Source organism: Novacetimonas pomaceti (genome assembly GCF_003207955.1).
Classification (GTDB): domain Bacteria; phylum Pseudomonadota; class Alphaproteobacteria; order Acetobacterales; family Acetobacteraceae; genus Novacetimonas; species Novacetimonas pomaceti.
The window spans coordinates 1-12,623 of sequence record NZ_NOXG01000039.1 but is presented as its reverse complement, the minus strand read 5'-3'; the positions used below and the strand labels follow the sequence as shown (position 1 = coordinate 12,623).

The 12,623-nt window shown below is 58.4% G+C and carries 14 protein-coding genes and 4 pseudogenes; 4 read left to right on the top strand and 14 right to left on the bottom strand.

The window, feature by feature from the left end; genetic code table 11:
• Together CFR71_RS14440 and CFR71_RS14435 are read right to left on the bottom strand one after the other, a co-directional pair.
• Positions 1–284, bottom strand: a 284-nt coding sequence (locus CFR71_RS14440; RefSeq protein WP_207781407.1) for a transposase, incomplete at its 3' end; no start/stop codon positions are given.
• A gap of 57 nt (positions 285–341) precedes the next feature.
• Positions 342–833, bottom strand: a complete 492-nt coding sequence (locus CFR71_RS14435; RefSeq protein WP_025440024.1) for a hypothetical protein — start codon at positions 831–833, stop codon at positions 342–344.
• Positions 834–1,035: 202 nt separating this feature from the next.
• On the opposite strand from CFR71_RS14435, the pseudogene CFR71_RS17030 reads away from it, so the two are divergent.
• Positions 1,036–1,230 (top strand): annotated as a pseudogene (locus CFR71_RS17030) (hypothetical protein); the annotation flags it as partial.
• Positions 1,231–1,275: 45 nt separating this feature from the next.
• Here CFR71_RS17030 and CFR71_RS14425 read toward each other — a convergent pair.
• The 4 genes from CFR71_RS14425 to CFR71_RS14410 form a co-directional block, all read right to left on the bottom strand.
• Complete coding sequence (locus CFR71_RS14425) at positions 1,276–1,665, bottom strand: type II toxin-antitoxin system VapC family toxin (RefSeq protein WP_053324230.1); 390 nt, start codon at positions 1,663–1,665, stop codon at positions 1,276–1,278.
• An 8-nt stretch (positions 1,666–1,673) separates the two neighbouring features.
• Positions 1,674–1,928: an antitoxin gene (locus tag CFR71_RS14420; protein WP_061498341.1), complete on the bottom strand. Its 255-nt coding sequence runs from the start codon at positions 1,926–1,928 to the stop codon at positions 1,674–1,676.
• Between the two features lie 460 nt (positions 1,929–2,388).
• Positions 2,389–3,759: an NAD-dependent succinate-semialdehyde dehydrogenase gene (locus tag CFR71_RS14415; RefSeq protein WP_025440025.1), complete on the bottom strand. Its 1,371-nt coding sequence runs from the start codon at positions 3,757–3,759 to the stop codon at positions 2,389–2,391.
• 16 nt (positions 3,760–3,775) lie between these two features.
• Positions 3,776–4,900: an alkene reductase gene (locus tag CFR71_RS14410; RefSeq protein ID WP_025440026.1), complete on the bottom strand. Its 1,125-nt coding sequence runs from the start codon at positions 4,898–4,900 to the stop codon at positions 3,776–3,778.
• Positions 4,901–5,015: 115 nt separating this feature from the next.
• Here CFR71_RS14410 and CFR71_RS14405 point away from each other — a divergent pair, with 115 nt between their 5' ends.
• Positions 5,016–5,378 (top strand): winged helix-turn-helix transcriptional regulator, encoded by a 363-nt coding sequence (locus CFR71_RS14405; RefSeq protein ID WP_010510588.1) that lies wholly within the window; start codon positions 5,016–5,018, stop codon positions 5,376–5,378.
• 133 nt (positions 5,379–5,511) lie between these two features.
• Here CFR71_RS14405 and CFR71_RS14400 read toward each other — a convergent pair whose 3' ends face one another.
• The 6 genes and pseudogenes from CFR71_RS14400 to CFR71_RS14375 form a co-directional block, all read right to left on the bottom strand.
• The gene (locus CFR71_RS14400; RefSeq protein WP_025440027.1) at positions 5,512–6,567 is read right to left on the bottom strand and encodes an ArsO family NAD(P)H-dependent flavin-containing monooxygenase; all 1,056 of its coding nucleotides are present in this window, start codon (positions 6,565–6,567) and stop codon (positions 5,512–5,514) included.
• 8 nt (positions 6,568–6,575) lie between these two features.
• Complete coding sequence (gene arsH, locus CFR71_RS14395) at positions 6,576–7,274, bottom strand: arsenical resistance protein ArsH (protein WP_025440028.1); 699 nt, start codon at positions 7,272–7,274, stop codon at positions 6,576–6,578.
• Positions 7,275–7,297: 23 nt separating this feature from the next.
• On the bottom strand, positions 7,298–8,593 hold the full coding sequence (locus CFR71_RS14390; RefSeq protein ID WP_025440029.1) for an arsenic transporter: 1,296 nt from the start codon (positions 8,591–8,593) through the stop codon (positions 7,298–7,300).
• Positions 8,593–9,015 carry an arsenate reductase (glutaredoxin) gene (arsC, locus tag CFR71_RS14385; RefSeq protein ID WP_010510570.1) on the bottom strand — a complete coding sequence of 141 codons (423 nt, stop codon included), beginning with the start codon at positions 9,013–9,015 and terminating at the stop codon, positions 8,593–8,595. The genes CFR71_RS14390 and arsC overlap by 1 nt, the downstream gene beginning before the upstream one ends.
• Positions 9,012–9,365 (bottom strand): ArsR/SmtB family transcription factor, encoded by a 354-nt coding sequence (locus CFR71_RS14380; RefSeq protein WP_025440030.1) that lies wholly within the window; start codon positions 9,363–9,365, stop codon positions 9,012–9,014. Before CFR71_RS14380 ends, arsC begins: the two co-directional genes overlap by 4 nt.
• Positions 9,366–9,442: 77 nt before the next feature.
• Positions 9,443–9,814: pseudogene (locus CFR71_RS14375) on the bottom strand (VIT1/CCC1 transporter family protein); the annotation flags it as partial.
• Between the two features lie 70 nt (positions 9,815–9,884).
• On the opposite strand from CFR71_RS14375, the gene CFR71_RS14370 reads away from it, so the two are divergent.
• Positions 9,885–10,972 (top strand): IS3 family transposase gene (locus CFR71_RS14370; protein WP_085948964.1). Its coding sequence is split into 2 segments (ribosomal slippage): positions 9,885–10,146 and positions 10,146–10,972, totalling 1,089 coding nucleotides; the frame shifts between segments, so codons are not numbered across the junction.
• Positions 10,973–11,011: 39 nt separating this feature from the next.
• Here the strand turns inward: CFR71_RS14370 and CFR71_RS14365 are convergent.
• Positions 11,012–11,245 (bottom strand): annotated as a pseudogene (locus CFR71_RS14365) (type II toxin-antitoxin system Phd/YefM family antitoxin); the annotation flags it as partial.
• A 180-nt stretch (positions 11,246–11,425) separates the two neighbouring features.
• Positions 11,426–11,884: a tyrosine-type recombinase/integrase gene (locus tag CFR71_RS14360; protein ID WP_235450659.1), complete on the bottom strand. Its 459-nt coding sequence runs from the start codon at positions 11,882–11,884 to the stop codon at positions 11,426–11,428.
• 241 nt (positions 11,885–12,125) lie between these two features.
• Between CFR71_RS14360 and CFR71_RS14355 the strand changes: the two are divergent.
• Positions 12,126–12,461 (top strand): annotated as a pseudogene (locus CFR71_RS14355) (helix-turn-helix domain-containing protein); the annotation flags it as partial.
• Positions 12,462–12,623: the final 162 nt, after the last annotated feature.

Below are 12,623 nucleotides of genomic sequence, written 5' to 3'. Positions count from 1 at the left end.
TCATGCCGCAGGGCATCGTGATCATTGAGATCTTCATAGCCCAGTGCCAGGCCCATGATCCGCTGACGGACAAGGTCTTCAACCCGGTATTCCACAAAGGCAGGATGCCGCTTATCGCGAAAACAGGCAGCAAAACGGCGACTGAACCCCAGACTATCATCGACCTGCTTTACCAGGATGACACCGCCATCCGAACTCATGCGACCCCCGTCAAAACGGGCTACAACACGCCGTCCATAGGAGGCTGGAAATTCATACGCGCCTGCGCTACACTCTGTCTGCATTAGGTTTTCTTATAGCTTACGAAAATTTCTTTTACACAAAATAGACTTTTTCATAATCTAACCCGATGTACAACCCTTCCGTGAGATTTCCGCGTCGATTTCCTCCCATGCGTTACCCAACCCGATAAGGTCCCAATAGCCGCGGGCGTAATGCTCCGCTAGGTTCTCCTGGGTGACCGCTATCCACCGGCCCTGTATCACGTTGAAAATTTCAATGCGTTCGGGAAGGCATTTCCGGCGGCGGCTCTCCCTCAGCCACGCACTTCGTTCCGCTTCACTATAATCAGGAGTATCGCCGCGCTGCTGCGGATCATAAGACTGCCTGCTGGCCTTACTGCGGACGTCCGTCCAGATGTCATCCGGATCCCCAAAGCCCCTTACACTCAGAGGACAAAGCTCCAGGATATTTTCCGAGGTCGCCAGACACCATTTCCATGTAATGATGTTCCATACCAGAAGACGGCCAGTCTCCGGGTCATATCTGGTATTGCGTGCCAACCATTCCCTCTGATTTGGCCCCGACAGCATTCTCACTGCGTCATCGCGCATGATGATATTCCTCATTAGTTTCTACGTTACGTTTTGAACGGATCGGAGAAACCAGTTGGGGCGGCCCTGTTGGCCATGGCGTGGTGCGGACGCGCGCGATTACCCGCCCCTCTTTCGAGGAGCGGGACACGTGCAACTGTCTGATAAGCCAGCATTTCATGGCGATCAGACGTCGATGATGAGAGATTTATGATGGAAGTGGTTGCGGGGGCATGATAATAACGGCACGTATATTCATAAAACAGGAACAGCCGGAACAGACTGGCAGATCGCGCCTGCATTTGAATATAACTGGAATGCAAATTGGGGGGTAATCGTCGGCTCTGCGTTCTATTTTGCAGGTCACAACAAAAGTATACAGGTTTCCCCGCAGTTTGCAGTCAACGCTATGTTCTGATTTCTGGTTTGTTGAGAGACAATGTAATAAGCGTTTGTTCAGTTTTCACGAATTTCGAAAGTTCAGCACAGTAAGTCCCCGAACCTGAGCAAAAGCCTGATCACTGGTCACTAACGCGAGATGCTCTGTCAGGGCATGTGCGGCGATCATCATGTCCAAAGACCCAAGAATTTGACCATGCCGCTCTTGCTCAGCGCGTAATTTGCCGTAGCGCTCCGCTACGCCATGATCCCAGGGCAGTATGGTCAGCCGATCCATGACAGTGCGTGTCAGACGCAGTAATCGAGTTGCCGATGGGCGTTTGGCTAGTCCATACGCAACTTCTCCGGCGGTTACGGCCGAGACACAACACCGGCCTGGATCAAGCGCCTCCACGTGTGAGAGCACTCTTTCGTCCGCGCGTATGATATCACTTATTGTATTGGTATCGAACATATAAGAAATCACGTTAGGCACACAGCAAATGGATCCCTGTCCTGTTGATCCTGGTTGCGACCTTCAGGGAAAAGCTCAGTCCCTTTGGCCTGCCGGATGGCAGAAAGTGCCTTACCCCACCCCAGGGGACGCGGCGAGAGAATGACATCACCGGTACGTGGATCTCTGCGGATTGTGACCTCTGATGTGTCAAATCGGTAAGCTGCAGGAAGACGCACGGCCTGGCTGCGACCGGTCATAAAAATTTTGGCTGTATCAGACATGTCCACCTCCTTGGAGTAGGTATCATTGATATCTATCATTTAGATCCAAACGACGCAACATCAAACCCACGCGTGGCCGTATGGACTTACTTTATTTCATACCTAACTTCAAACTCTGTCTTTTATCGAAAACAGGCCCCCTTCCCCATACCTACGTGCGATAATTCCACTTATCGCAAGTAGGTTGGAGACCATAAAAAAAGGCCCCGTGTGTCGAAAACCAGAAGATGATGATAAATCTGCCAATCAAGCAGAAGTCCCGACAACCACGCGGACAGATCCAGGCATTCCGCTTACGCCTAGTTCCGGTCATTCGATGACTAATCGTGCGGTTGCCAAAGCAGGCATATACCATTTCTTCGTATCACTTGAGCCGCAGGTGGCATTTAACTTGATGAGTAGCACACCTCTGCCCCGGACAGGATTTTATCCGGGACAGAAAGCGGCGTTCGCCTAATCTTCAGGCAACGCGGATCAGCTTACGGTTGATAAACTCCTCAATGCCGAGGAAGGACAGTTCGCGGCCAAAGCCAGAGTTCTTGATCCCGCCAAACGGCAGTTCAGGGGCCGCAGCCGTGGCCGTGTTGATGAACATCATGCCGGTCTCGACCGCTTCGGCCACCCGTTCCGCCCGGCCAAGGTCACGCGAGAACACGGCCCCGCCGAGGCCATAAGGAGAATCATTGGCCAGTTCGATGGCTTCGTGTTCCGATGCGATCTTATGCACGACGGCAACGGGACCGAAAATCTCCTGATAGAAGACCGGATTGTCCTTTGACACGTTGGTCAGGATAGTCGGCTCCATAAAGAAACCCTTGCGCTCCATCCGCTTGCCCCCGGCCACCAACGTTGCGCCTGCCTTGACCGCTTCGTCAGTCTGCGCCAGTGCGGTGTCGAGTGCCTTCCTGCTGCTCATCGGGCCATGGGTGGTACCCTCAGCCAGCGGATCGCCAATGCGGAACTGCGTGATCGCGGTTTTCAGACCCGCGAGGAAGGCGTCGTAGACCTTCTCATGCACGATCATCCGTTTGGCCGCCGTGCAGACCTGCCCGTTATTGGCAAACCGGCCCCATGTCGCCCACTTCACGGCAAGTTCAAGATCCGCGTCATCCAGCACGATGAACGCGTCGCTACCGCCAAGTTCCATCGTGTCCTTCTTCAGCGCCGCACCCGCTTCGGCCGCGACCGTCTGGCCCGCGCGTTCGCTGCCCGTCAGGGCGACGCCACGGATGCGGAAATCCTTGATCAGTTCGGCGGACTGATCGTTGTCGAGGAAGATGTTGGTATAGACACCAGCAGGCGCGCCCGCCTCGTGGAACAGCTTTTCAAAGGCCAGCGCACATTGCGGCACGTTGGGCGCGTGCTTGGCGATGACCACATTGCCTGCCATCAGGTTCGGCCCCGCCACGCGGGCAAGCTGGTAATAGGGGAAGTTCCAAGGCTCGATGCAGTAGATTACGCCAAGCGGCTGGTTGATGATCTTTGCATGGCCTTCCTTGACCTTCAGGGGCGTGGGAGCGAGAAATTTCTCCGCGCCCTCGGCATAGTAGGAGAGGATGTCGGCCGTGATGTCGATTTCTTCCAGCGCGTCAGGCAGCGCCTTACCCATTTCGGTCGCGATCAGGCGTGCATGTGTCATGCGGTCACGGCGAAGCAGGTTGGCAGCCTTTGACATGATGACCTTGCGGGCTGCGATGTCGCGCTTCTTCCAGTCGGTCTTCCACACATGGTCCGCGCGATCGATAATCGCCTTCATCTGCGCGGCAGTATGCAGTTCAAACGTGCGTTCCACGGTTTCCGTTGTCGGGTTGAGGGTCTGGTAAAAACTCATTGGTCCGTTTCCCTGTTTATTGATTATGGAAAAGGTAGTCGGTGTAGCCATGCGCGCTGCCGCCGTACATCGTCGCCGGGTCCAGCGGATTGAGCGGCCAGTTATGTTCCAGCCGCGCGGGCAGGTCCGGATTGGCGATGAATTTCCGGCCAAAGCCGATCATGTCCGCCCAGTCATGCGCCAGCACATGCTGTGCCTTGTGCAGGTCGTAACGGCCCGCGCACAGGATGCGGCCGCCGAAGATGTCGCGCACGCTGGCGCGGAAGGCGTCCGGCATTTCAGGCGCATTGTCCCAGTCAGCCTCGGCGAGCGAGACATAGGCGATGCCCGCGTCCGCCAGCACGCGCACGGCCGCCGTATAGGTTTCCGCTGGATTGTCCTCCAGCAGGCCAAGATACACGCGCTCTTCCGTGGTCGTGCCGAACAGCGGGGAAAACCGCACGCCCAGTCTGTCGGGGGTGACGACGGCGGAAACGGCCTCTACCACCTCGCGCAGGAAGCGCAGGCGGTTGGACAGGCTGCCGCCATAGGCATCGGTGCGGAAATTGGCCCGTTCGGAGATGAACTGGTTGATCAGGTAGCCATTGGCGGCGTGGATTTCGACGCCATCGAAACCGGCTGACAGGGCGTTGCGGGCTGCCTGTGCGTACAGCTCCACCAGTTCATGGATTTCGGGAATGGTCAGCGCGCGTGGCACATCAGGGGGTACCAGCTTTCCTGTACCCGGCCCCGTGGGGATGAACACGTTTACGCCTGTTGCCGCGACCGCGGACGGAGCGATCGGTGCCTCATGACCGGGCTGCAATGCCCGGTGGGACACGCGGCCCACATGCCACAATTGTGCAAAGATGGGCCGCCGCTTTGCGTGTACCGCATCGGTGACCAGCTTCCAGCCCGCGACCTGCTCGGGTGAATAGATGCCTGGCGTCCAGGCATAGCCCTGCCCGCGGGGTTCGAGCTGCGTACCTTCGGTAATCAGGAAACCCGCCTGCGTGCGCTGCGCGTAATACTCGGCCATCAGCGCGTTGGGAATATCGCCCGGTTGGGTGCTGCGGCAGCGTGTCAGTGGTGGCAGGAAGATCCGGTTTTCCAGCGACAGGTCGCCCAGTCGCACAGGTTCGAATAAAGAAGATGAAGACATGATCAACCCTGTTTATAAATGCAGGCCATCTGTCCGGCCCGTATGTAAACATTGACCCAGCCTGCGGTGTGCGCAAGAACGCACATAAACCGCCACTAGTGTCAGGAATGATACCATGCCCCGCATTCGTCACACCACGCTGGCCTGTAGCCCCGGTTGCACGGTGGAAGCCACGCTGGAACTGTTTGGCGGGAAGTGGAAGGCGTTGATCCTGTATCACCTGTTCGAGGACGGAGTGCTGCGGTTCGGCGAACTGCGCCGTCGCCTTCCCAACGTCACGCAGCGGATGCTGACCAATCAGTTGCGCGAACTCGAGGCAGACGGACTGGTGTCACGCACCGTTTTTCCCGAGGTGCCACCGCATGTGGACTACGCCCTGACCGAGCTGGGAAAGACGCTGAAGCCAGTTATTCAGGCGCTCAAGAAGTGGGGGGATCGGTATGCGCATTCTGTCCAGCGGAACACAGCTGCTGATTGAGATTGACGGCGAAGCGTTATGGACAATTCCTGCAGCAATCTGCCTGTCGGCTTCAAGAATTAAGCAGACTGGCGGCAGTCGCCCTCTTCTCGGCCGTGTTCAGACTTGCTCAAAGTTTCGATAAGCAGACCTTCTATATCGGCGACGCAAGCCAGGCCGCCAGTTGCCGGACCATGGATCTGGCGACACGGCCGGCGCCCAGCAGCGTGGCGGATGCGGGCCCACACCAGGAGCCATAACCCAGCAGCCAGAGACGTGGCTCCCTGACGGCCTGCTGCCCGTTAACACGGATCAAGTCGTCCGGCTCGATCACGTCGAGTGATGCAAATACACCGAGCGCGGGTCGGAAGCCGGTACACCAGATGATCCTATCGATGGCTTCTTCCCGCCCGTCGGGCCAGACGACGCCCGTCGCCGTCACACGTACAAACGGGCGCACCGCGTGGAGCACGCCTCGCTCCCTGGCGGCGCGCACAGGTGGGACCATGACGATATCGCCAAAGCCGCTGGTGGGCATGGCCGACGGGCCGCCGAGAACGCGAGCGGTCGCCCGCTCGAACAGGACCCGTCCGTCCACGTCATCGGGCAGAAAGATGGGATCATGCAGCGTGACCCATGTTGCCTGAGCGACAAGCGACAGCTCCGCCATAATCTGTGCCCCGGAGTTGCCCCCACCCACCACCAGTACACGTCGGCCGGCAAAGGGCGCGGCATTCCGGTAATGGCTGGAATGGAGTTGCGTCCCGCCGAAGAGGTCACGCCCCGCGACATCGGGAACAAAGGGGGCTGACCACGTACCGGTCGCCCCGATAACCGCACGGCCAAGAAAATCACCCGCGCTGGTTCTGACAGTCAGAAGTTTTCCGTTCGCGCGCTCCACACACTCGACCATGACCGGACGGCGGATCGGCGGCGCATAGCGCGCCTCGTAGCGGCGCAGATAGTCCAACACCTCGTCACGGGTCGGATAGCCGCCATCCGGCGTGTCTGGCATCGGCCAGCCGGGCAGCGAACTGTAGGACGCGGGTGAAAACAGATGCAGGGAGTCCCAGCCATGCACCCATGCACCACCCGCCTGCGTCCCGTTATCAAGAATGACGTAACGCAGTCCGGTCCGTCGTAGAAAATACGACGCGGCGAGGGCCGCCTGACCGCCTCCCACGATCACAACATCGAACTGTTCCGCCATTGCCCGGCTCACAGACTTTCCGGGAGACGGAATTCCGCCTTGCGTTCGCTGTAGCGATCAACGAGGTAGTCGGCCCGGTCGCGCAGCAGCCATGTGAACTTCATCAGCTCCTCCATGACATCTACCATCCGGTCATAGAGGGGGGATGGCTTCATCCGGTCATCGTCACCGAACTGGGTATAGGCCATCGGCACGCTGGACTGATTGGGGACGGTGAACATCCGCATCCACCGGCCCAGCACCCGTAGGGCATTGACGGAATTGAAGCTCTGCGATCCGCCCGAAACCTGCATGACCGCCAGCGTGCGGCCCTGCGTCGGGCGGATCGAGCCTTCCGTCAGGGGCAACCAGTCGATCTGGTTCTTGAACACGGCAGTGATGTTGCCGTGCCGTTCGGGGCTGCACCAGACCTGGCCTTCAGACCAGATCGAGAGTTCCCGCAGTTCCCGCACCTTCGAATGACTTGCGGGCACGGAATCCGCTACCGGCAGGCCGGTCGGGTCGAACACCCGTGTCTCGGCCCCCAGCACCTTCAGGATGCGTTCTGCCTCAAGCACCAGCAACCGGCTGAAGGATCGGGGGCGTAAAGAGCCATAGAGCAGAAGGATACGCGGCGGATGGTCCACACGCGGTTGCGGTTCCAGCCGCGCGAGATCGACCTGTTCAAGATATTCGGGGTGAAGGGCCGGCAAGTCAGGTTCAGTCATTGTGATATCGGTCCATTCATGCATTACGGCTGGCTGATTAGAGGCAGCCACAGGGCCAGCGCCAGGAGTGTGACCAGCAGGACGGGAGGTGTGATCACCAGACCCACCTTCATATATTGCCCCCACGTGACCCGATGGTTCCTGGACGCCAGCACATGCAGCCAGAGCAGTGTCGCGAGACTGCCGATCGGCGTGAATTTCGGCCCGAGGTCGCAGCCGATGATGTTGGCATAGACCATCAGGTCGCGTGTCAGCGGCGTGATGTCGTGCGCCTGCTGGATCGCCAGTGCCCCGACCAGCACACTCGGCATATTGTTCATGATGGACGACAGAACAGCCGCCAGAAAGCCGGCGCCGATGGTGGCGATGAACGGCCCCTGATGGCCAAGCCAGACCAGTGCGGCCGCAAGGTAGTCGGCCAGCCCGGCATTGCGCAGGCCATACACCACCAGATACATGCCCAGCGAGAAGATCACGATCTGCCATGGTGCGCCCATCAGCACCTTGCGAACAGGGATCACCCGGCCATATCCGGCGACGAGCAACAGGGTTCCGGCGGCCAGACAGGCTACAACACAGACCGGGATATGAAACGGCGCTGTCAGGAAATAGGCCGCCAGAACGAGGACCAGCAGCGGAAATGCCGCCCGAAATACATGGTGGTCACGAATTGCCGCAGCGGGTGCTGGCAGTTCGGCGACGGGATAGGTCGCAGGCACCTGCCGCCGGTACCACAGCCAAAGCACAGCCAGCGTCGCGCCCAGCGCCACCAGATCGACAGGGACCATGATCGCGGCATAGCGATCAAACGCAATGCCAAAGAAATTGGCGCTGACGATGTTCACCAGGTTGGAAATGACAAGCGGCAGGCTGGTGGTATCCGCGACGAACCCAGTGGCGATAATAAAGGCCAGCGCCGCGCCATGGCTCAGGCGCAGTTGCGTCAGGATAGCGATGACAATGGGCGTCAACAGCAGCGCCGCGCCGTCATTGGCGAAAACCGCTGCAATGGCCGCTCCCAGCACCACGATCAGCGGGAATAGCGTCCGGCCTCGCCCTTTGCCCCAGCGTACGACGTGCAGGGCGGCCCAATGGAAGAACCCTGCCTCATCCAGCAACAGCGAGATGACGATCAGCGCGATAAAGGTGAAGGTCGCGTCCCAGACGATGTGCCAGACGACAGGAATGTCATGCCAGTGGATCACGCCAGCCGCCAAGGCCACGGCGGCACCTGCCATTGCGCTCCAGCCGATGCCCAGCCCCCGAGGCTGCCAGATGACAAAAACCAGCGTGACAACGAAAAGCAGAAGAGCCAGCATCAGGAGATCCGCTTTCCGGATTCATCGACGATCTTCTCGCCGTCCTCTTTGACGAAAGCGCCCCGCTGCGGGTTGGGCAGGATTTCCAGAGCCGCCTCGGACGGACGGCAGAGCGCAACACCGAGGGGGGTGACGACGATCGGCCGGTTCATCAGGATCGGGTGTGCGATCATGGCGTCGATCAGCGTATCGTCCGTCAGGGTCGGATTATCGAGGCCGAGCTCGTGAAAGGGCGTGCCCTTTTCCCGCAGGACCGAGCGCACCGGAAGCCCCATACGGGCGATCAGATCGACCAGTTCGGCCCGGCTCGGCGGCGTTTTCAGATATTCGATGATCCGGGGCTCCTCGCCGCTGTTGCGGATCAGTGCCAGCACGTTGCGCGACGTGCCGCAGGCCGGGTTGTGGTAGATCGTGATGGTCATGGGCAGGATTCCCGGGATGGGCAGCAGGAGGACAGGTTCGCGACCAGGGGCGCGCAGAGTTCGGGGCTGCCCGCACAGCAGTCTCTTACGAGGAAGAGCATCAGGTCGCGCAAGCGCGGACGGCGCGCACGATAGACGATCAGCCGGCTGTGGCGCTGCGAGGTCAGCAGGCCGGCACGGGTCAGGGTGGCAAGATGGGCCGAGATCGTGTTCTGCGGGACATCGAGATGCCGCGCGACGTCTCCGGCGGGTAGTCCGTCCGGTTCGTGGCGCACCAGCAGGCGGAAGATCTCCATTCGCGTGGACTGCGACAGAGCGCTCAGGGCAGCGAGGGCAGATTCTGTATCCATAAATCGACGATCACGGATATAATGGATGAAGTCAACACTACCCAGGACATGCCTCGTTCAAAACCTGGAATACGGTGTCACACGCCGAACAGGCGGCCGATTCCGCCCGTGACGATCATCGCAACAATACCCCAGAACGTCACACGCAGTGCTGGCCGCAGAGGCGCCGCGCCGCCGGCAAGCGCGCCGACGACGCCCAAAACGGCGAGAACCACGACCGAGGTCAGGGACACGCCCCAGGATACCCACGCGACAGGGGTCAGAACAGCTGCCAGTACGGGCAGTAAGGCTCCGGACGAAAAGGCGGTTGCCGAGGCGAATGCCGCCTGTATGGGTCTTGCCGCTGTGGCCTCGGACAGACCCAGTTCATCCCTGGCATGAGCACCGAGCGCATCATGTTTCATAAGGGCGACGGCGACCTCGTGTGAGAGGTCTCCATCCAGTCCTCTGGTAATTCCCCCATAAAAAGAGTGACTTTTGAATGAGAATTTTCTCAGCGTAAGAATTGAGGAGATTCTGATGAAGAGTGATCGCTTTACTGACGCCCAGATCATGGGTGTGATCCGCCAGGCTGAGGGCGGTGTCCCGGTTCCTGACCTGTGCCGGGAGCATGGGATCAGCAACGCCACGTTTTACCGGTGGCGCGCGAAATATGGCGGCATGGATGCTTCGATGATCAGTCAGATGAAGGCTTTGGAAGAGGAGAACCGTCGGCTGAAGCGCATGTATGCGGATTTGAGCATGCAGACGGATATCCTGAAGGAAACCCTTGGAAAAAAATGAAGCGGCCAGCCCAGCGCCGGGAACTGGCCGCACAAGCTGTGGCGCATCATGGGGTCAGCATTGCGCTGGCCTGTCGGATTTTTGGGATATCCGAGACCTGCTTTCGCTATCGTCCGCGACTGGCAGCGGAGAACGACAGGATTGCCGCTCTTCTGGTGGGACTGACCCAGGCTCACAGGAGATGGGGATTTGGTCTGTGTTTCCTGTATCTGCGCAATGTGCAGGGACAGCTCTGGAATCATAAGCGGGTTTATCGGATCTATCGGGAACAGGAACTCAACCTGCGGATTAAACCCCGCAAGCGTCTGGTTCGCGAAAAGCCAGAAAAACTGTCGGTTCCGGCCCTTCCCAACAGGGTCTGGTCCATGGATTTTATGGCGGACAGGCTGATGGATGGACGTGCTTTTCGGCTCCTGAACATTCTGGATGACTTCAATCGTGAAGGACTGGCGATCGAGGTTGATTTTTCCCTGCCGGCCTGTCGGGTTGTCCGCTGTCTGGAACAGGTTATGGAGTGGCGTGGCAGGCCAGAAGCCATCCGAATGGATAATGGCCCTGAATATGTCAGTCATACGTTGGTTTCATGGGCCGAAAAACAGGGGATTACCCTGATCTATACGCAACCGGGTAATCCGCAGCAGAACGCCTATATTGAACGCTACAACAGAACTGTCCGACAGGAATGGCTGGAGCAGTATCTGTTTGAAAGCATTCAGGACGTGCAGGAGGTCGCAACACAATGGCTCTGGACATATAACCATGACAGACCCAACATGGGGAACAACGGGCTAACCCCCGCCCAGAAACTAAAAACAGATGCCTGAATTCTCATTCAATGCCCCACTAAAAATGGGGGGATTACCATAGGAAGAAGCTGGCGGCCGCAGTTCAGCGACAACCTGGTCGTGAGACGTCACGAGGATCGTGCTACCCTGTCTGACCTGACGCAGATACGCCGTCAGGTTTCCCCGGAACTCCCGAACACCGATTTTCTGTGGAGATGATGCGTTATCTGAAAGATGCTGGCTCATGGTCTCCTCCTTATGTGTCATCATATCATGTACACACAGGGATGAGGTAAAAAATTCCCGAGGCATATTCGATTTCAGAGATCCGTGGCTTCCGACAGTGCCAGAGCGTCCTCGACATCCACCCCAAGGCATCGAACCGTACTATCCAGTTTTGAATGACCAAGCCGGATCTGCACTGCTCGAATATTACCGGTTCGTTTGTAAATCATGGCAACTTTCGTGCGGCGAAGTGAATGAGTTCCATATTCACCAGGTATAAGTCCCACCGCTTGAACCCATTGATCCAGAAGCCGGGCGTCTTGCCTTGTGCTCAGATGAGCTTGGGCGGCTTGGAAAAACATACTCATTCAAGCCACCACCGCAATGCTCCAGCCACGCTCGCACACTTTCGCGCGTCGTTTCCGTAATCTTAAACTGCACAGGTCGCCGGGTTTTCTGCTGCTCGACCATGGTCCGGTGACGTACCTGACCGCTGGTAACGATGTCGCCGATACGAAGACTGACAAGATCACAGCCTCTGAGTTTGCTGTCGAGAGCAAGATCAAACAACGCGCTGTCTCTGACACGCTGTTCGTTCCCGAGCCAGAACCGAATAGCCCAGACATGCTTTTCTTTGAGCGCCGGCTTGGCGCCAACCATTTTTCCTGCATTCCAGGGCACGGACTTCTTCAGCGTAGGCGTTGGAAAACGAGTTGTCTTCTCCATGATACTTTCTCCTGATCAGCTGCTGATGCAGCAATCAGAAGTCTGGATGATAATATCGGCGGATAACGAGAACTATTGCCGACCGTCCGCTTTCTGGAAGTCCGAATGGCTCCGCTTATGACCGACATGAGGCGTAAGCCGATCACTGTCGCGTTTTATACCAAGGGCTACTGTCTCTGACTCATCTGTGAAGTGACGCGAAGGGCCTGTTCTGATTCTGTCGTGAGAGGGAGGATCGGGAATGGCTGGTGCGATTGCCTTACGGACGGATTATACGGCTTCTGCGTTACGGCGTCTGGCCTCTCGTACGCGGGATGCGAATGTTGCACGGCGCCTTTTGTCTCTGGCTGCGGTGCGCGACGGTGCCAGCCGGGGCGAAGCGGCGCGGATCGGCGGGATGGACCGGCAAACCCTGCGGGACTGGGTGCACCGGTTCAATGCTGCGGGGCCGGATGGCTTGCACGATCAGTGGCGCAACGGGTCGGTCTGCCGCCTGACAGCGGACCAACTGGCAGAATTATCGGCGCTGGTCACGACAGGGCCTGACCGTGCCCGGGACGGCGTGAGGTGGTCCCGTCCGTTCGGACAGTTTTGTGGGCTTGATAAGCTATACCCGGTTGTTGTTATGCCGCCATTCTGACGGCGTTGCTGTTGGCCATCTGGTCCGGGGTTAACCCCGGACCAGATGGCGTCGGCACGTCATGATACGCCTCATCGGGCGTACGTCCAGCCAGCGCCG

What these genes read in the sequence shown, in the direction of transcription:
- CFR71_RS14435 (WP_025440024.1), bottom strand. Translation starts at nt 833, where the DNA reads ATGCGCGATGACGCAGTGAGAATGCTGTCGGGGCCAAATCAGAGGGAA.
- CFR71_RS14425 (WP_053324230.1), bottom strand. Translation starts at nt 1,665, where the DNA reads ATGTTCGATACCAATACAATAAGTGATATCATACGCGCGGACGAAAGA.
- CFR71_RS14420 (WP_061498341.1), bottom strand. Translation starts at nt 1,928, where the DNA reads ATGTCTGATACAGCCAAAATTTTTATGACCGGTCGCAGCCAGGCCGTG.
- CFR71_RS14415 (WP_025440025.1), bottom strand. Translation starts at nt 3,759, where the DNA reads ATGAGTTTTTACCAGACCCTCAACCCGACAACGGAAACCGTGGAACGC.
- CFR71_RS14410 (WP_025440026.1), bottom strand. Translation starts at nt 4,900, where the DNA reads ATGTCTTCATCTTCTTTATTCGAACCTGTGCGACTGGGCGACCTGTCG.
- CFR71_RS14405 (WP_010510588.1), top strand. Translation starts at nt 5,016, where the DNA reads ATGCCCCGCATTCGTCACACCACGCTGGCCTGTAGCCCCGGTTGCACG.
- CFR71_RS14400 (WP_025440027.1), bottom strand. Translation starts at nt 6,567, where the DNA reads ATGGCGGAACAGTTCGATGTTGTGATCGTGGGAGGCGGTCAGGCGGCC.
- arsH (WP_025440028.1), bottom strand. Translation starts at nt 7,274, where the DNA reads ATGACTGAACCTGACTTGCCGGCCCTTCACCCCGAATATCTTGAACAG.
- CFR71_RS14390 (WP_025440029.1), bottom strand. Translation starts at nt 8,593, where the DNA reads ATGCTGGCTCTTCTGCTTTTCGTTGTCACGCTGGTTTTTGTCATCTGG.
- arsC (WP_010510570.1), bottom strand. Translation starts at nt 9,015, where the DNA reads ATGACCATCACGATCTACCACAACCCGGCCTGCGGCACGTCGCGCAAC.
- CFR71_RS14380 (WP_025440030.1), bottom strand. Translation starts at nt 9,365, where the DNA reads ATGGATACAGAATCTGCCCTCGCTGCCCTGAGCGCTCTGTCGCAGTCC.
- CFR71_RS14360 (WP_235450659.1), bottom strand. Translation starts at nt 11,884, where the DNA reads ATGGAGAAGACAACTCGTTTTCCAACGCCTACGCTGAAGAAGTCCGTG.